The 17848-nt window shown below is 42.9% G+C and carries 12 protein-coding genes and 1 pseudogene; 4 read left to right on the top strand and 9 right to left on the bottom strand.

The annotated features are described in order from the left end of the window. Window positions 1-6 precede the first annotated feature (6 nt). Window positions 7-1410: an acyl-CoA-binding protein gene (locus tag BJP34_RS09720; RefSeq protein WP_070392177.1), complete on the bottom strand. Its 1404-nt coding sequence runs from the start codon at window positions 1408-1410 to the stop codon at window positions 7-9. Window positions 1411-1999: 589 nt separating this feature from the next. Then, window positions 2000-2122, bottom strand: coding sequence for a hypothetical protein (locus BJP34_RS48625; RefSeq protein ID WP_267876525.1), 123 nt, complete (start codon window positions 2120-2122; stop codon window positions 2000-2002). A 137-nt stretch (window positions 2123-2259) separates the two neighbouring features. Here BJP34_RS48625 and BJP34_RS39195 point away from each other — a divergent pair. Beyond that, window positions 2260-2424: pseudogene (locus BJP34_RS39195) on the top strand (IS1 family transposase); the annotation flags it as partial. A gap of 113 nt (window positions 2425-2537) precedes the next feature. Then, window positions 2538-4358 (top strand): fatty acyl-AMP ligase, encoded by a 1821-nt coding sequence (locus BJP34_RS09715; protein WP_070392176.1) that lies wholly within the window; start codon window positions 2538-2540, stop codon window positions 4356-4358. A gap of 235 nt (window positions 4359-4593) precedes the next feature. Here BJP34_RS09715 and BJP34_RS09710 read toward each other — a convergent pair whose 3' ends face one another. The 6 genes from BJP34_RS09710 to BJP34_RS42825 form a co-directional block, all read right to left on the bottom strand. Beyond that, window positions 4594-6060 (bottom strand): zinc ribbon domain-containing protein, encoded by a 1467-nt coding sequence (locus BJP34_RS09710; protein ID WP_070396582.1) that lies wholly within the window; start codon window positions 6058-6060, stop codon window positions 4594-4596. Window positions 6061-6092: 32 nt separating this feature from the next. Then, a complete protein-coding gene (locus BJP34_RS09705) occupies window positions 6093-6686 on the bottom strand; it encodes an IS607 family transposase (protein ID WP_070392175.1) in 594 nt (197 codons plus the stop codon). Window positions 6687-6846: 160 nt separating this feature from the next. Next, entirely contained in the window at window positions 6847-8364 is a 1518-nt protein-coding gene (locus BJP34_RS09700) for a serine/threonine protein kinase (RefSeq protein ID WP_070392174.1), read from the bottom strand. 162 nt (window positions 8365-8526) lie between these two features. Beyond that, the gene (locus tag BJP34_RS09695; RefSeq protein ID WP_418904122.1) at window positions 8527-9849 is read right to left on the bottom strand and encodes an RNA-guided endonuclease InsQ/TnpB family protein; all 1323 of its coding nucleotides are present in this window, start codon (window positions 9847-9849) and stop codon (window positions 8527-8529) included. A 1133-nt stretch (window positions 9850-10982) separates the two neighbouring features. After that, window positions 10983-11120, bottom strand: a complete 138-nt coding sequence (locus BJP34_RS42830; protein WP_158517107.1) for a hypothetical protein — start codon at window positions 11118-11120, stop codon at window positions 10983-10985. 390 nt (window positions 11121-11510) lie between these two features. Continuing rightward, window positions 11511-11666, bottom strand: coding sequence for a hypothetical protein (locus tag BJP34_RS42825; protein WP_158517106.1), 156 nt, complete (start codon window positions 11664-11666; stop codon window positions 11511-11513). Window positions 11667-12832: 1166 nt separating this feature from the next. Between BJP34_RS42825 and BJP34_RS09685 the strand changes: the two genes are divergently transcribed. Then, complete coding sequence (locus tag BJP34_RS09685) at window positions 12833-13324, top strand: hypothetical protein (protein WP_202972083.1); 492 nt, start codon at window positions 12833-12835, stop codon at window positions 13322-13324. A gap of 566 nt (window positions 13325-13890) precedes the next feature. After that, entirely contained in the window at window positions 13891-14427 is a 537-nt protein-coding gene (locus tag BJP34_RS09680; protein ID WP_070392171.1) for a hypothetical protein, read from the top strand. A gap of 162 nt (window positions 14428-14589) precedes the next feature. On the opposite strand, the gene BJP34_RS09675 is transcribed toward BJP34_RS09680, so the two are convergent. After that, window positions 14590-17826 (bottom strand): response regulator, encoded by a 3237-nt coding sequence (locus BJP34_RS09675; RefSeq protein WP_070392170.1) that lies wholly within the window; start codon window positions 17824-17826, stop codon window positions 14590-14592. Window positions 17827-17848: the final 22 nt, after the last annotated feature.

Genomic DNA, 17848 nt, shown 5'->3' with positions numbered 1-17848 from the left:
TTATCTTCAGGATGACGAAACTAAATGCTCAGCCAAAAACTCTATAGTTGGGTAACTATAAAGCGCAGTAGCAGGAATATCTCGTTCTAGCCAAGCTCCCAACTCAGCAACTAGATTTGCTGCATCAGCCGAGCCTAGAGCATAGCGCTCAAAAGGAAGAGTACTATTCACCTCATCTGCTTCAATGTTGAAAACTTTGGCTATGTAAGCGACTAACCAAGCTTTAATTTTTTCTTCTAGAGGCAGCTCCTTTTTTTGATCCACTACTGGCAGTTTGGCTACTATTTGACTGTATTGCTTCATCGCCTCACTGCAACTCATGCCTTTAAGTTGATTCCAGGCTTGCCATTGAATATACTTTCTAGGTTGCAGAATCGGATCTGGCTCCTCCTCTAGACAATCCCCTTCCATTGCTTGTTGATAGAGAGTCTCAAGCTCTATTTCTTTCTTGCCTTTAGGTAGTTGAACATGACCAAAGCGAACTAAGTTGGACATGGTCTGAAATTCTAACTCTATATTGTCTAGATCATGAGAATCACGAACGACATTGATTCCATAATCATCTTGCCCTGATACCAGGATACAAAAATGATTTTTGATATTATGAAAATTTTCGTCGATGAAATCGCCTTTTAAACGGTGTGGATAAACCTGTACGCTGGGAGGAACATAACGTCCATTAATACCTAGTCGGCGTTGTTGCTTGGACTTATTGGGGGGAGAGGAATGCATAACTCTTTCGGTAAAAATAATAGCTTGCCCCATGCGCGCTGGTACAGCTTCCACTTCCCATTCATTGTCATCGAAGTCAAACACGACTGAGTATTTTCTCCGCCCTTGCCAAACCATTTTATGGTTTTTTATACCCGCAAACATTCCCTCCTCAGCAGGTACCTGGACTCGCCCAAATTTTTCCTTGTGTGTCCCATTAGCAAAATGTAAGCAGCCATTTTCGAGAGTAGCATCATCTAACGCTATCCATACTGATATATTTATAATATCTTCAGTATTCGGGTAAAGCAGTGCTGGCTTTTGAGGATCATAAGCGCTGGGGTCGTAAGAATCATAAACTTGATGCCATTTGATCTCTCCTTCCCCTGGCATTTTGCAAAAAACATTACTGTTCCACAATAGTAAATTGTCCCCACCCAACTGGTTTAGTACCCGAACAATTTTGTTGTTTTTAAACATCTCGGCTATCGGTTGATGAAACAGATGAAGGTCACGAGATGTGTTGAGGTTCAGGACATTGTTGTAGAGCATCATCATCGGCTGACCCTCTACTTCTTTAATTGAACTATTAGTTTCTATACATTTTTTGACAGATTCCACTTCTGAACTTGTAAATATATCTAGGGGGCCTAACCATCCCTTTTCTTCAAAGTGTTGAATCTGGTTTGGTGTGAGCATATTCAGGGTTCAATCCTTTCCAGCTTACTACTGTAATGGTATAAAAAAACACTGTGTTGGTTAGTTTTTTATACTTATAAAAACTATCATTCAGTAGCTTAACAGAAGCTATTCTGAAATGCACTTTATTATTGTAACATTTTGTAAAGCTGTTCAGGATCTATCTTCTGACGGGGTAACGAAACAGGTTCAAATGCTTGCTATCTAAAGGTTTGATAATTTTATTGCAAAAATAATGAAGGTAGGTTTTGTGGGAAAAATCAGGAAGGTTTTGTGGGAAAAACAGGTAAATATTTTATTAACATAAAACATAACTGTTGACAACTTGCTCCGAATTATACCAACTAAAAAGTAAATTGACTATAGCCGAATATATTTTCTTAAAAATTTGCTTCTTCCGTACCTGTTATGCTAAAGTAAGCAGGTGCATAAAATTAATTGCACATTTAATGAAACTCAAAGCCTTGCAATGTAAGGGTTACAGAGTCCAGAGTAGGTAATTAATTGGTAGTGATAAACATGTAGTGATACAACATTGCCTTTAAGCAGGTGCAATTAATTAATTGCACATTTTCCAAAACTCAAAGCTTTACACTGTAGCAGTCTTTCCCTCCAGTGGTTCGACAATGTGCTGTGTGTTATACAGATTTTTGGCAAGCTTATAAAAGCGATGCAGCGCGGTCTTGGGGGTTTCCCCCATGAGCGACTGCATCAAGAACAGTAATACGACAAAAGCAATGCAGAGGTGCGACCCGTGGCGAATTTAATTACGGGTCAAAAGCACCATTACGGTCTTGGGGAGGCAGTGCCGACCTGTGGGGGTTCCCCCACTCGCGCTTTGCATCAAGACAGCGTCACAAACAAGTAGCAAAAAAAACTGGTAAAACTAATCATATTGAAAGATTAAATAATACCTGAAGACAAAGGATTAGTCGTCTGGTAATAAAAACTTTGTCATTTTCCAAAAAATTCTTAAATCACTTAGGAGCTATGCTGAAATTTTCAGATATTTGAGCGCTGAGGCTGTTTTTGGCGTTTGTTTATAGTTTGCTCCTATCCCTTTAGTCTAAACTCCAGTAACGCCGAAAATTCAGAAATTGATGGATGATTAATGAAGGACAAATTTTATGAATACTAATAAAAAATTCACCTCTTTGATAGACCTGCTATGTTATAGAGGAACAAATGAACCGAACCAAAAAGCCTATACCTTTATTTCTAATGGAAAAACAGAGACAGCCAGCTTGACTTATGGAGAATTGGAAAAGCGGTCACGAGCCATCGCAGCTCAGCTTCAGGAGATGGGGGTAACCAGGGGGGAACGAGCATTGCTGCTCTATTCACAGCCTCTAGATTTCATTTGTGCTTTCTTTGGATGTTTATATGCAGGAGTCATTGCTATTCCGGCTCCTCCACCTGATGCAATTCGATTGAAGCGAACTCTGCCTCGACTTCAAGCTTGTGTGAAAGATGCCCAAGTTTCTCTAGTGCTGACTACATCTCAAATTTCTTCTCAGTTCCCAAGTGAATGGCAAAAAGACTTTGGGTATAATAACATGTTGTTATGGTTGTTTACTGAGGAGATATCAGAGCAACTAGCAAACCAATGGCAAGAATTAAAAATTAATCTAGATGCCATAGCTTATTTACAATATACTTCTGGGTCTACATCTACGCCGAAAGGAGTTGTAGTGACCCATAACAATGTAATGCACCATTCTGCCTATATCAAGCAAGCATGGAACTACACTTCAGATAGTATTGCTGCCACTTGGATGCCTTACTTCCATGATTATGGTTTGATTGATGGACTTATACAGCCTATTTATTCTGGTATTACTTGTTACGTAATGTCACCATTGACATTTGTTAGAAGACCGACCTGCTGGCTAGAGGTTATTTCTAAGTATAAGGTAACCCATAGCCAAAGTCCAAACTTTGGCTATGACTACTGTGTTCGTCAAGTTACATCAGAACAATTAACTAATTTAGATCTTAGGAGTTGGAAAACAGCTAGTAATGGAGCAGAGCCAATTCGTAAAGACACTATAGAAAAATTTATTAAAACCTTTGAACCTTGTGGGTTCCGTCCCACAGCTTTTTTTCCAGCTTATGGTCTTGCAGAAGCAACTTTGTTAGTTGCTACCAAGTCTCACAATGATGTGCCTGAAATTGCCTCAATTGCTGCATCAGCACTAGAGAAAAATCAGATTGTTGAGTGCGATGGGAATCAAAAGGGAACTCGATATGTGGTTAGTTGTGGTTTCCCGATTTGTGGAATAAAAGTAATTATCGTCAATCTCAATACTTTAACTAGGTGTGCGTCAGATGAAGTTGGCGAAATTTGGGTATCAGATTTGAGTGTTGCTCAAGGTTATTGGAATAGACCAGAAGAAACAAAGCATACATTTGAGGCATATCTAGCAGATACTGGTGAAGGTCCATTTCTACGTACTGGTGACTTGGGGTTCATCAAGAATGGTCAGCTATTTGTCACTGGGCGCTTGAAGGATGTAATCATCATTCGAGGTCAAAATCATTATCCTCAGGATATTGAATTTACGGTTGAACAGAGCCACCCAGCACTGCGTAAAAATTCTGAGGCAGCATTTGGGGTTGAGGTAGATGGCGAAGAGAAATTAGTCGTGGTTCAGGAGGTGGAGCGAAGTTGGCTGCGAAAACTGGATTTCGATCAAGTAAATGGAGATATTCGTCAGGCTTTGATGGAGCAACACGAACTACAGGTTTATGCAATAGCATTGATCCAACCAGGTAGCATTCCTAAAACTTCAAGTGGCAAGATAATGCGTCAAGCTTGTCGGATTAAGTTTCTAGAGGGAACTTTGGAAGTTATAAATTCGGGTGGTGGTAATCCAGAACACTTAAGAAAACTAACTGTTATGAGTGTTATGAGGGCAACTCCAAAAAATGGGGCGCATCTGGGGTAGGGACCAGAGCAAACGCATCTAAAATTAAATTGACAAGTAAGCAAAAATATGCTAAATAAAAATATGGTTAAGTTGAGCACCAAATATGAGGCTGGCAAAATCATCGTGATACTCTTAAACCGTCATTAATTGGGATAAACCCGCACAAAACGGTCAAGGTGCCATTTATTGTGGTCCGAGTGAGGAGTGGTAATGCGGTGGTGGAGTACCTCCCACTCATCTATCTCGACGATCCTCAGATCACGCTGAGGAGTTGCTTGAAAGCTTTAGATTTACTATGTTTACTGTCGAGAAGATTAATCGCAACAGCATCAAGTAAATCTAGTCCCACAATATCTCTCAAGTAACGCGCGGTACGACGCAACAACACTGCCTGAACTTCTACTCGATTCATATGCCGAGTAATATCCTTGTCGGTACCACGAGCAAGAATGTTTTTTGCAGCATTGTGGTCAGCCTGCAACACGACCCCATCATATCCGGTAAAATTGTCCCCAGTTCTGTGCCCCAACAGGGTGCCATTCCTGGAGTCAATTTGCGACGTGTAACTAGGCTGGACTTCTGTCACAACTGAACCTGTCCAATTAGCCCACTTCTGTAAGGAGTCTCGCATTTTCCCTTTCATCCAACTAGTTAGTCGGCGAGACATAGCCTTGGACTGGCGTTTGTTTCGTATTGGTTGCGTTAAATCTTCTGCGAAAACTTTTAGAGCTTCTCCATTGAAAAGAGACTTAGAAGCTGCTCCTATTATCGCCGCTAATTCAGCTTGGTTCTGTCTATAACGGCGATTTTCGGTTTTCCTGGTTAGGTTGTTTTCGAGAATCCTAGCTGATTTAGCTGGATCTATTTTTTCTAGTTTTCTGTGAAGCGCCCAAAGTTTTCCTCTGTTACGGTTCTTTGCACAAATACGATCTGACTTCTTCGTGGTAACCTTTCCCAATCCTTTGCCGTGAGCCTGGCCGCTTGAATCATAGAAAGCCTCGGTATAGCCCTTGTCTACCCCAATACTCCGACGTTCAGAAGGAATTTCAACGGTTCCATGATCTACTAGAAAATGAACTTCAAATCTTCCCAAGTCTAAATTAAATATTAATCGGATCTGACCTTTTATTTTGCGGTTAGACTTAACAACGACCTTGTTTCTTTTTCCTCTGATGAGTCCAGCTAATTCTAATTGGTAAGTATTGCGAGAAAGTCTTTTGCACTTGTAACCAGGTTGCTGGTAGACTATTTGATTTCTGACCCAAGAGTGTCCACGCTGATATTTTTTTCTTACCCACCGGTGAAGTAAAGAGTTATCCAGAAAGGCTAAAGTTTTAAGTTGCTTGCACAATTCTTTCCGTTTAGCCTTATTATCCACGCCAGGAAACTTCCGATAGATCTTCTTAACTACCGCATCAATACAAGCGGCTTGCTGTGCTGAGATCGCTTTCGCTACATCACAAACTGCCCAGTCCATCAACTTGGAAGGTAATCCCAACGATTCAGGACTCCTGAAAGTCCTGACCTCTCTAAATGACTTCTTCCAGTCGATTCCCCAATGGTTTATGCTTCCTAGTTTGTTGTAGGACTCAGCCCTGACGACACCCAATTTTTTCATAGTAGAAAGTAATTCAGCTTCAACCGACTTGGTCATCCCAGTGACGGGGACGATTTGAGTCGATAGCTTCTTTGTTGTTCCTACTTTCTTTGGTTTGGGCATCGCCATATCTTAGTTGCCATGAGTCCAGTATATTACAGTTTGCTTGGTTTGTTCATCTTTTTGACGGTAGACTTAATATCTTTTTCGTAGCGACGAAGAAAATAAAGCTTGGAGCTAAAACAGTGCATTATAGACATAAAATCATCCATAAGTTCCTGTTGTGGAGACTTGTAAGTGTTGTTTAAGACCACTATCTGGCATTTGTGGAGAGAGCAAAACCACTCCACAAAGTCGAAGCCAAATCGACAAAGCCTGTCTTTGTGAGCGATTACGATGGTCTTGATCTCTGACTCTGCGACTTTTTCCATTAAGTTAATGAATTTTTTGCGTTTGAAATTCAGACCGGAACCATACTCTGAATAGCACCGACAATTTGGGTAATTCCGACCTAGATACTCAACCTGAGAGGCGAGATCCTCTGACTGAGACCTAGTAGAGACTCTGGCGTAAAGAACGACGGAACGAGAATCTACCCCATCTATCAATTGCTCTATCGAACTTGCTAAGTAGCGACGATGCCCCCCAGGTGATCTAATGCATTCGATTTTCCCGGCTTCTGCCCACCTAGCTAAAGTCCTGGGGTGATATCCAAATTTTTCCTGGGCTTCAATTGGGGTGATATACATTGGTGTCCATTAAATACTGTTTTATGCGATATTATATCGCTTTAACGGCATCTAGTCACGTGTCTCTATCTAGCCTTAGTTGCTGAATTTCGGTATTGATTGGTTTTTTATTTTGCCTTAAACCTTAAACCTTGAACCTTAAACCTTCAACTTTAAACCTTCAACCTTCTGGACTTGGTGATGAATCACTAGATTTGACATCCAACCAAGCTCGGATTTCTTCAACTAACCAATTCAATTCAGCTTCTGGTAATTGTTCGCCAAAGATGTAGGTTTGGGATTTTTGACCAAAGGGTGATGGTCGTTCTACCTGAGTAGTGATCGCAATCCCCCGATGGTATCTGCCTTGTGCATCCCGATAGGCAGTAATATAAACTTCTTTAATTTGTGAGTTTTCTCCTCGATCCCATTTTTTGCGGCTCAAGGATGCCTTAATAATTTCAAATTTTTTGTTATCAAAACAAATACGAACTGCCTCAGAAAAGTCTTTTTCTGAGTTTAATGATGTGATCCACATCACTAAAAAAATTGGGATAGCTAAAGGCAGTAATGATACTGGAATTGCTAATAAAATTACTAATATTTGAAGAATAAGGTGCTTAAATAAATCCAGTAAAATTGCTACAACTACTCCCAAACCAACACCAACTAATAACCGGCGTTGCCTAGACTTTTCTAAGGTCTTGAACCGCTGTAGTGAGTAAGAAAATACGCCCTTTAGCACCCCTCTAGCTTGTTTTAGGGCATGTTTGAGGGGTTTCATCACTATCATTTCCCAGTGGGAGGGGATATCAATGATCAGTTGTTCTGCTGATTTATGGATACGGACAACAGTGTCTGGCAGACCAGTTGGGGAGGTGTTGTTTGATGGAACCACTGGGTTAGTGTATAGCCCTTCAGTAGCTTGTTTAGCATCACTGAAGCGACGGTCCACAGCTGGTTCTGTAATTTTCTCTAACCAGGTCACCAAGCCAGGCTCAACAGTAGAACCAAGTAGTTGACGAAATTGAATCCGCAAATTTTCCTGAGGTAACTCAGCAGGTGCCACTCCAGTCAGCAGTTCAATCAAGGTCACCCCTAAGGCATACAAATCAGAAGCAGGCACAGCTTGACCCCCGAACTGTTCCATGGGAGTATAACCATAGGTTCCCACCACTGTAAATGTGGCACCCGCAGTAGTTGGTGTAGCCTGCACTGCTCCAAAATCGATTAAATATACCTGCTCATCCTCGCCCCAAATTAGATTGCTTGGCTTGATATCTCGGTGTAACACTGGGGGGTTGAGCTGATGTAAGTACTGAAGAATTTCTAAAATATCAGCTGCGATAGTATTTACCTGCTGCTGAGAGAATCTAAACCCTTGAGACTGTTGCTGTTTCAGGGATAGACCAGGGATATACTCCTGAACCAGTCCAAACCACAGGATACTCTCATCAAGGGAAAAATAATCCCGATATTTGGGAATCCGAGGATGATCCAGTTGTTTGAGAACTTGCGCTTCCCGCTCAAATAGTTTCAAATCGTCCCATTGTACGGGACCACCTAAAGCCAAAAGCTTGACTACGACTTGCGTGTCAGACTGCGAATCCTGCGCTAGCCAAGTCTGGCGCACTGGATTGTCATTCAGCTGCTGCTGGAGGTAATAGCGATTTTGGAGGACTTTCCCAGATTCTAGCATAGTGTAGTAGGCGTTGAAGCCAGTTCTTTTACTATAGCTTTTGGTGAATACAACATAGTATAAAGAAGGATCCTTGTGAATAAGAGCAATCAACCATGTCCTGTAGCAGTTACAGAAGTATTGGGGCGGTGGCTAAGAGATTGTTGTTGACACTCCCCATGCCTAGAAGGCAGGGGATTCTCGGTTCAACGAGGTTACTTGCTCTCCCAGGCCGGAGCCAAGAAGAGTAGAGGCATCCTCTCCCCGAGCGTTGATAAAAGTTCCTGTGTGCCCCACAGTACTCAAGGCTCTTGTGAGAATGTTTTTCGCGGCATTATGTTCGCGTAGCGTCGGCTTCGCCGAATCGCGGTCTAACTGACACCCGCATTGACAAACATGGGTTCGAGTTGACAAAGATTTTTTCACGACCTCGCCACAACTGGAACAATTCTGGCTAGTATAAGCAGGATTTACTGCAACAGTTATCCTGCCAAACTTTTTACCAAAATATTCCAGCCATTCACGAAATTGATACCAACCTGCATCATTAATAGACTTGGCGAGACAGTGGTTTTTAACTAAGTTTTTTCCCCTCAAATCTTCATAGGCGACCAGGTCGTTAGACCGGATTACGCAGCGTGCCGGAGACGAAACCTTAGAAGAGTGCAGCCTTACAACAAAATCTGTCCCTTTGATGCATAGTCTACCAACTATAAAGGCTGCACTCTTCTTGCGGTAACTTCTAACCAGTCTCTTGGCGTGCTCTTCACGTTGCCTACTTATTTTAAGGTGCTGTCTACCTAGTTTATTAATGGCTTTATTACGGTTAGCAGAGCCTTTCTTTTTTCGGGAAACCCGACGTTGATAAAACTTTAAACGTTTTTCGCCTTTTCGATAAAATCTAGGATTAGGTTCGGAATATCCATCAGAGTCGGTGTAAAACTCTTTTAGTCCAACATCTAATCCAACAGTAAAGCCGGTTGCTTCTAACTTTTCCTGATTGTCTACTTTGACACAGAATTGGACGTAGTAGCCATCAGCCCTCTGGAGAATCCGAACCCGTTTGATCAGCTTCTGGTCGAAACGCCACAAGTCCCAGGTGCCCTTGAGTTTGACCTTCCCAATACTTTTCTTGTCGGTGAATTTGATGGACTTTTTGTCCGGGGATAGCTTCCATCCAGACTGCTTGTATTCGACTGACCGAGAATGCTTTTTGAACCGAGGATAGCCTTTCTTCCCAGGTACCTTTTTCTTGCAGTTATCATAAAACCGCTTGATTGCCCGTTCTACGTTTTCTACAGAGGCTTGGCAAGCATGGCTATTTAGGTCTTTAACAAAAGGAAATTCGTCTCTTATTTGGGTGTTGTAGCGATAGAGTTCTTTTTTCCCTGTACCACGATTGTCCATCCAGTACCGAAGTACTTTATTGCGGACAAAGCGAGCCGTTCTAATGGCTTCATTTATTGCCAACCTTTGAGGCTCTTTGAGAACAGCCTTGAACTCCATGACCAACACTCGTGTATCACCTCCTTGGGTTCTTACTTTACTTACTATTATAGACTACAATCATTATTTAAAAGTCCCCGAACAGTTAGGGAATAAATTCCCGTTCGGGCTAACCCCATGAATAGAATTGCTGGGGCTTGCGCCCTCAGGATTTTCGGTCAAAAAATTCTGATTCCCCTAAATCCCTCTGGTAAGCTATCAGCTATAGCGCGTGTCGCGTATCAGCTATCAGCTAAAGGCCTGTGGCCACGCTACTTGAGATGCTTAGGTGAGCTCTTACCATTAAGAATTAAATTCGCCACGGGTCGCACCTTTTGAATAAAATAAGCTGACCGCTGAGCGCTGACCGCTGAATGCTTACTCCCTCTGCCTGATTAACCCCCTTCCATCCCCCTTAAAAAAGCAGATTTGTTTCAAGGGGTGCTAGGAAGGAAATCAAAGACACGAAGCTCTTAGTTTTTAAAATTTGTTTTATACACAGTAAAGTCTATCTTCAATATAATAATAATTACATTTTAGGTAATTTTATTGATTGTTTAAATTTAACTTTAAATTATAACGAAGTGAATAATCAAACTAGATAAAAATTAAATTATTGCTCCAGCCAAGATTCCTAAATACCTAGTTTACTTGATGACGGGAGATTATCAATCATAAGTTTTACCAAAGCTGGCTATTTGTTTGATAAGGACATTGAATTGAATTAGCTTTAATAAAGCAAGTTTACAGTCTGGATTATAGATTTCTATAAACAACTCGTCTTTAAGATAACTATGACAAGGATAATTACATAAACATAAATCCCTGTTTTCAAGCTGTAAGTGATTACAATATCGATCAAAAAAAATTGGTTATGGGAAAACTAAGTTGATTACAATTTTTACAAATCATGATCGGGAATGTTCAAGTTTTAACTATTTGCCAGAGTAGCTTTTTGGTTAGATTTATCTAACTATAAACTCTGTCAATGAGATGTAGCAACTCTTGTGGAGCATCATCCTTTCCCAAACCGATAAGATAGTTATAGTCTCAAGGAGTTTAATTCAGTAGGTGTTGCAATTGCTGTTGTTGTAGTTGCCCAATCCCAGTGGTTGCCCAATCCCAACTTGAACCTTTTCTGTAATCCAGGCAGACTACCACCAGCCTGTGATGGCATAAAGTCTCTCCCCATCCCTGTTTTTGGCGGAACGGTTTTTGAGCTGGTGGAGCTGTTGCTTGAATAGTTCTATCTGTTGCGTTCTATCGGTTGCGGCTGGGCGGAGATTTGTCAATCTAATTAATTTAGATGTGTTTGTCCTGGGGGGAAGGCCAAACACACAACCAACCACCGTCACGGTTATTCAGTTTTTAAGGCGCGAAACCTTGCCACTTGTCCCTAAGTGTGATAGTTTACTTGAGTGCTTATCGATACTGATTTAAAGCCAGCAAATCCCACACCATTTACCCCAACATAACCTCTGGGGAGTGTTGTAATTTGTTTTTACCTGGTAGTCGGTGTCGCACTGCTATCTTCAATGGCCTAAGACTTGGTTTCTTAGGAAGCGATTCTGGTCGGGGTCGAGAAGACAAAGATACTGAAGACAATGTGAAATTATTCTTATGATTACTCAGTCACCACCCAGTAACTGGCGACTCTTGCCAGGTTATCTGAGCTATAGTGGCTATTTGCACGTTTTTTGTATGCCGGGATGCAGGAATAGCGATCGCAATTTCACAGGCAGACAGTTATATGATGTCCGGATAATTACCCTCAATAAACATCTCCCCATCTCCCCATCTCCCCATCTCCCCATCTCCCCATCTCCCCATCTCCCCACACTTCCCACACTTTTATGATGGGTATTGAACCGGACTTGATATTAGATTGGTGTATTAGGGGCAGCATAACGCGCCCTAAGGGAGGCCGATCGAGCTGAAAAAGGGGTCACTGTTCTAAGAGGATATCTCCCAAGTTTTTTGATACTGAATTTTGCCCCCCTAGCCCCCCAACTTTGGGGGGAACAAGAGTCAATTTGCTTCTAAAAGTCCCTTCCGGTGCGCTTTCCAATGGGCGAGTAAATCGCCCTTGGGTCGCACCGCAAAATTGGGGGATTTAGGGGGCTTGGATGTAGCAAATGATACTTCTCAGACAACCTCTAATTAGTAAAGTGTTAGGTTTCTTTTGATAGTGGCTAAAACTAACATGAACCAGGTAACGGTACCTGGTTCATGGTTATACTTATTCAACAAAATATCTAGCTAGGGTTTACAGATTCTTACAGCCGACGCTCAACAAAAAAGTATATTCCTCCATTACTTACTTTCCTGAGTGGTTTGGCTTTTGATGTTTTAACAGTTTGGCTAGCCTAAGACGCTGAACAAAGATGCTTCAGATCATGACCACTAGCTAGTTAAAACATCGACCAATTAGGGCTAGACATGGTTTTAGTTGTCTAGGGTAGGTGAGAATTAAACTGAATTACTCCCATTCATGGTTATTTAAGGCCTACCCTACCCTACATGTCTTGTTAATCTGTACGACTAAGTTTCTAGGGCTGTAAGTTGTTCAGGACAGGAGGCACAGTCCTGAATTCCGATTGGTTTGTGTGCCTATGATTAATGTATCAACTTGGCTGAATTTTTGGTAGACTCTGTTCAGAGAAATTTGCTTAACTTAAAATTTGTTTAAAAAGCCTATGAATTCGTAACGTTCGACAAATCCTATAGGATTTACGCCGCAAACCAAGTGATTGAAGGTCATTACACCGATTTCAGCCTTTGACTGATCAGACAAACCAGGTTTTCAGGGTCTTGGTGTATAAGTCCTGTACTAATCATTGATTTGAGACTATTCCACCCTCAGTAACTCTTCCCGAATCCAATTTGATCCTAGGTATAGGGATAAATGGGGAAATTAGGGCATGGGATGATATAGATTTTATTTTGATTTATATGTTAAGCATTATGTTAGCTTGTATTACTTGAGCAATGCTTTAGATTTGATGTGCATTCTGTATTTTTTGCTACTATACTCGAAGAAAATCTTAGAGCTGACTTAGGGATTAAAAAGACTCTGATGAAGAAGTTGTTAATTACGCTATTGGTAGCACTGTGCTTGGTTACAACACTATTTCTAACCAGCCCTGCCACTGCGCTAGCTAAAAGTACACTTTACCCAGGTGAAGAACTCAGAAGAGGTGATTTTATAACCTCTCCGAATGGTCAATACAAGTTCATTCAGCAAGAAGATGGAAACCTCGTTCTCTACAACGGTTCTGGAGACCCTTTGTGGAATAACCAGCAAAAGGGCAAAGCCGTGAGTAGAACCATCATGCAGGATGATGGCAATCTTGTTACCTATGGATACCCTGAGGCACTTTGGTATACTGGTACTAGTGGCAGTCTAGGTGCTTACCTCATGCTCCAGGATGATGGCAACATTGTAATTTATCAGCCCCATCCCGATCCAATATGGACTACTAATACTGTTGAGTAAATTACGGATTAATATGAGGGGTGACACCCCTCAATAAATCTGCTATATTGTGATTATGTAGATGCACCCTGATGATCAAGAGAGCTTGAAGACGGCTCTCTTATTTTTTTTGGGGAAAGGGATCGATGCACGAGATCTCAAAAGCCGTGTGTACTCATTCAAAAACAACGCAACACAAACAACTCAAAATAAATAACGAAAAATAAACAACGCAAAACTAGCGAATGCGATCGCATACTCTGTATATATAGCACTACGCATTAAAGTTAGGACATTGATAAAAGCTGAAAAAGGTGCGACCCGTGGCGAATTTAATAATTAGATGCGGAAAGCGCACCTGCGCTTTTGTAGTAAACTTTTCCCTCTTGCCTCTTGCCAATGCCATTGCGCGTAGCGCTATATCTGTATATCTAATCAGGTATGAGAGCATGGGGGGTGAGTTTTCTGATTCCTCCACCCCTGCTCTAGGTGAAATTTATCCTCTTGCGTAAAAAGGAAAGACTTGGGTGATAACTATATAGGTGCATCCCAGATTGACTTGAGCAAGTTGTGATGAGGAAATAAACATGAAAAAAGCACTATTAATCGGAGCGTTATTGGCCCAGACTACAACATTTGGTGCTAGTAAAGCCCTGGCTCAGGTTCCTGATTGGGTGATGGATGGAGCAGGATGTGTTCCCATTGATTCTGCTATACAACAAGACCTTTATCTGATCACGGCGGGACGGATTAAGTTCAAACCAGAAAAAACCGGTTCAATTACTGTCATTTGTCCAGTGTCTGTTAATGTTAAAAATGCCAACACCATTAGTGTTTCCTACCGTGATTCGACGGGAAGAAGTACGAATGCTCGTGTCACAGCAGCACTACGACGCATTAGAAAGCGTGATGGTGCTGTTAATACTGTCTCTGGATTAGTTTTTAATTCGGATACCAGAAGGGAAACTGCTTATACCTTCGAGGGAAGTTCAACCAGTAGTGAATCAGGTCATACCTTTGACCATTTCAATTACTACTACTATGTGCAGACTGCCCTGGTTCGGAGAAGCTCAAGCAATATCGTCGAGTTTGGGGGAGTTGAGCTAGGAAGAGTTATTTTTTAAGTCTGATCTCAATAGTACCCTCGTTAACGCTGAAACTTTGACGAAATAAGCGATGGAGTCGAGTCCGGTTAATCACTTCGTCTTTAGGTAAATCGTTAATTATTAATTGACGAACAACTAAAAATGATAAGTAGTCAACCGGACATGATATTACCAACAAGATTAAATCAATAGGTCTTCTACCATAATTTCATTTAACGTTTTCAATAACTCCCGCTCATTGTAAGGCTTAGAAAAATAAGCAGATGCACCTAAAGTCATAGCTAGTTTGCGATGCTTAGAACCACTCCGGGAGGTGAGCATAATAATGGGTAAGGTCTTTAAGCTTGGCTCTCCTTTGACCCGAGTTAAAAAGCCGTAGCCATCCAGCCTGGGCATTTCGATGTCACAAATAATGGCTTTAACCTCTAATCCCCGAAGCAGTTTTTCTATCCCATCCTGACCATCTTTGGCGTGTTCTACAATATACCCAGCTTTTTCTAACCCCAATGCCAACATCCGGCGCACGTTAATCGAGTCGTCAATGATTAAGATGGTGTCTTTGGTACTTGGTTGTATCCCGATCGAGGGAGGTTGTTGCTCCACAAATCCCTTTGAGGTGGAGCCATGTTGTGGGGATAAACTCTCTAGGTTACTGGTGCGCTGACAACTGATTATCCAGCGTACCATGGCATTGGCGTCTACCAGGGGAACCACTCGACCGTTGCCGAGAATGGTACAGCCGCTAAATCCATCAGGTAACCCTAGGGTTCCTTCTACTTGACGCACGGTGACTTCTCGCTCTCCCCAGGAGCGGTCTACACACAGGCCGATTAATTGCTCGGCTTGATTGATAATTAGAATAGTAGGTTCATTAATGTTCGGGGTTTCTTCTAGGGTGGTGACCCGACGGCGACAGTAAAATTTCAGCCACTTTTTCAGGCGAATCAGGGACACCATTTTCCCTTGCCAGTTGATGACTTCGTTGCCTAGGGTAGTTAAGATTTGCTGGGATTTGAGCATCAGCATCTCTTGAATCACATCGATGGGAAATGCCAAGAGCATGCCGTTACTTTCCACTAACAGGATGCGTGCTACTGATAGGGTAAAAGGGACGGTGAGGGTAAAGGTCGTTCCCCAACCGGGTTGGGTATCGACTCGGATATCCCCCCGAATTTGCTTGAGGTTATTGCGCACTACATCCATCCCCACACCACGACCAGATAGGTCGGTGACTTGATCAGCTGTACTAAATCCAGGTTCAAAAATCAGGGACAGCAATTCCTGGTCACTGGCGCTGGCGAGCAGCTCCTGGTCTAATCCCATTTCCTCTGCTCTGGCTCGGATTTTGGTTAAATTAATGCCTTTGCCATCATCACGGAGGGTAAGCTGGGTCTGGTTCCCCCTGTGGGTGGCTTTGATTTCAATAGTTCCCTTCGGCGGTTTCCCCATAGCCTGACGGGTGCTAGGGTCTTCAATGCCGTGGTCAAAGGCATTGCGCAATAAATGCATTAGGGGGTCACTCAGGGTTTCCAGGATGGTGCGGTCAATCAGGGTACCTTTCCCCACTACCTTCAGTTCTACTTGTTTACCATGCTCCACACACAAGTCCCGCAAAGCTCGGGAAAATCGTCCCACTAAATCAGATAAGGGACGCATCCGAACCTGAGTGAGATTGGTTTGCAGCTGCTTGGCAGTTTTGTTTAATTCATGGGCAATGCTATCAGTATCGTCTAGGGTCAATTCCAAATCGCTGGTGACTTCTTCGATTTGAACAATGGTTTCCATCACCTCCCTTGATAACAGGTGCAAGTCGCTGTAGGAATCCATCTCTAAGGCATCAAACCCTTCAACAGTAATAGCTAGGGGAGCAGGGGAAGCAGAGGAAGCAGAGGACACAGAGGAAGATACCGAAGATGGCAGGAAAAGTCCCTCGGGTTTGTTGGTTTCCCCATCCCCCTGTCTTCCTGTCATTCCTTTTGGGGTGGCAATCTGGTCATAAGATGTGCGCAGCTTGTGATTGGAGGCTTCGAGAATCTTGACCCGGCGGCTGAGGTTGTCTACTAGGGTGCGCAGTCGTCCCAGTTGCAGCGAAAGACCATTGCGCTCGATAGTCAGTTCTCCAAACAAGTCATTGAGTCGATCCAACTTTCGCACAGGAATGCGCACAGTATTTTCCTGGTGTGGGTCTTTTGAGGAGTCTTCCTGATTTTTCTCTCTCAGGAAGATCGCTTCAGGGGAAGGGGGGGAAGACAAGGGAGGGGGAGAAGACAAGGCTTCAGGGGAAGAGAAGGCAGAGGGGGAAGAGATGTTGAGATTGCTATCCACCCATTGAAATACCTTTACTTCCCCTTGGTCTTGCTGGTCTTGCTGGTCTTGCTGGTCTTGCTGGTCTTGCTGGTCTTGCTGGTCTTGCTGGTCTTGCTGGTCTTGCTGGTCTTGCTGGTCTTGCTGGTCTTGCTGGTCTTGCTGGTCTTGCTGGTTTTGCTGGTCTTGCTGGTTTTGCTGGTCTTGCTGGTCTTGCTGGTCTTGCTGGTATGCCTCATCCCCTTGTCCGACTAGTTCTGGCTGATCGGTTTCCAATTCCCCAACTAATATAGCTTCCTCTGCCACCCCTGGGTCTGTAGCTCCTCCTTGATTCTCCTGAAACTCCCTAGCTTCGAGGCAGTGGGGTAAATGAGTCAGTTGACCTACCAGTACCAACGCCTGGGATTGCCGCCACAGCATTAGAGCTTGTTGGGCGATCGCTTCCACTTGGTCTGGGGCAGCTTCTAGCTGGTGATTGATGTCTTCGCACAACTGGCTAAAAGCCTCGAGCTGCAGCATTTCTCCTAACCCGCCTAATTCTTGAGCCATGATGGACACTTCTTCAAGCAAGCAGGGTCTTTCGGGGTCTGCTAACACCCCTTCTAGGCGAGCTAGACACCCTTCCACTTCTGTTTCAAACAGCATGGCAGTCACATTAGTGCCATCCTCTGCTCCTAGCATAGTGGTAGCATCATCTGCTACCGGATCCCCTAGAATCTCGTGCAGTTGATCAAATACTGGGTTAGCTATGGTTTCTAGCCATTGGGAGTCTACCCAATTGCCCTGGCGGTTGATATCGAGTACCTGGCGCAGACAGTCTACCCCCTGTAGGAGTAGACTTTCGAGTTGGTTTTCGATTGCGATCGCATTTTTCTTAGCCTTGAGAACTTTAAATGAATCCTCTAAGCGGTGAGTTAGGTGACTCAAGGTGCCATATCCCATCATCCCAGCTCCCCCTTTGACAGAATGAACCGCTCGCAGAATCCCATCCATTTTCTGACTATCAATGGCAGCGCTGGCTAAACCCAGCAGCACCGATTCAATGGTATCTAAGTATTCCTTTGCCTCTTCGAGAAACTGTAGCTGAATTTCCAGTTCTTTGTCCTGTGACATGTGTAGTGGTTAGTGGTTAGGG

Source organism: Moorena producens PAL-8-15-08-1 (genome assembly GCF_001767235.1).
GTDB classification, from domain to species: Bacteria; Cyanobacteriota; Cyanobacteriia; order Cyanobacteriales; family Coleofasciculaceae; genus Moorena; species Moorena producens_A.
Note: the sequence above shows the minus strand (reverse complement) of the source record. Positions and strands in the feature narration are given on the sequence as shown.

Coding starts and splice junctions, on each gene's coding strand:
- BJP34_RS09720 (WP_070392177.1), bottom strand. CDS start 1,410: ATGCTCACACCAAACCAGATTCAACACTTTGAAGAAAAGGGATGGTTA.
- BJP34_RS48625 (WP_267876525.1), bottom strand. CDS start 2,122: ATGCAGTCGCTCATGGGGGAAACCCCCAAGACCGCGCTGCATCGCTTT.
- BJP34_RS09715 (WP_070392176.1), top strand. CDS start 2,538: ATGAATACTAATAAAAAATTCACCTCTTTGATAGACCTGCTATGTTAT.
- BJP34_RS09710 (WP_070396582.1), bottom strand. CDS start 6,060: ATGCCCAAACCAAAGAAAGTAGGAACAACAAAGAAGCTATCGACTCAA.
- BJP34_RS09705 (WP_070392175.1), bottom strand. CDS start 6,686: ATGTATATCACCCCAATTGAAGCCCAGGAAAAATTTGGATATCACCCC.
- BJP34_RS09700 (WP_070392174.1), bottom strand. CDS start 8,364: ATGCTAGAATCTGGGAAAGTCCTCCAAAATCGCTATTACCTCCAGCAG.
- BJP34_RS09695 (WP_418904122.1), bottom strand. CDS start 9,849: ATGGAGTTCAAGGCTGTTCTCAAAGAGCCTCAAAGGTTGGCAATAAAT.
- BJP34_RS09680 (WP_070392171.1), top strand. CDS start 13,891: ATGAAAAAAGCACTATTAATCGGAGCGTTATTGGCCCAGACTACAACA.
- BJP34_RS09675 (WP_070392170.1), bottom strand. CDS start 17,826: ATGTCACAGGACAAAGAACTGGAAATTCAGCTACAGTTTCTCGAAGAG.